The following is a 624-nucleotide window of genomic DNA, read 5'->3' as shown; positions in this document are numbered from 1 at the left end:
CTTGGATATCATGATGTTAAATGTTACAAGGACATTTATGTAGGGGATATGGTTGATTTTAAAGCAACACTTACAAAGGTAGGGAACACATCTCGTGACTGTAAAATTGAAGTTTTCAAGCTTGCTACACCTGCTTTCCGTGAAGGTAAGACGGACAGCAGACCAGGAGATATGGTTTGGTTTGATGAGCCTGTACTTTGTACAGAGGGAAATGTTCGACTTGTAGTTAAGAAGCACTTACAGCGTGGAGAGCAGCCAGACGGATTAGTAATTGATCCATGGCGTCCACTTGAGGATTTCCCAGAATAAATCAATGCTTTAAAAAGAAGCAAATTGAAAATATAGAATAAAGGAGAATTGTGTTATGAATGAACAACAAACAGTAACATTTCGTTATAGAATGTCAGACCGTGATGTATTTTATGGTGGCGGAGTTGTAAACGGGGCAAGAAACATCACACTTATGAATGATACAGCAAATCGTCTCATGGCAAAGGTATTTGGAAACACTGGTCATTGTGTTGAGGTAAAGAAGGTTCGTCTTTATGCGCCTTCATTTGCAGGTGACTACATGGAGTATATTGCGAGAATTAAGAACATAGAGGGAAACCGTGCATTAATTGA

1 protein-coding gene and 1 pseudogene are annotated in these 624 nt (G+C 39.1%); both read left to right on the top strand.

Annotation, left to right across the window (positions count from 1 at the left end):
• Positions 1-309: pseudogene (locus CRN98_RS17360) on the top strand (beta-alanyl-CoA:ammonia lyase); the annotation flags it as partial.
• A gap of 55 nt (positions 310-364) precedes the next feature.
• On the top strand, positions 365-624 hold a 260-nt coding region (locus CRN98_RS17355), incomplete at its 3' end, for an acyl-CoA hydrolase (RefSeq protein ID WP_097028646.1).

It is taken from the genome of Clostridium peptidivorans, assembly GCF_900205925.1.
In the GTDB taxonomy this organism is placed as follows: Bacteria; Bacillota; Clostridia; order Clostridiales; family Clostridiaceae; genus Clostridium_AK; species Clostridium_AK peptidivorans.
Note: the sequence above shows the minus strand (reverse complement) of the source record. Positions and strands in the feature narration are given on the sequence as shown.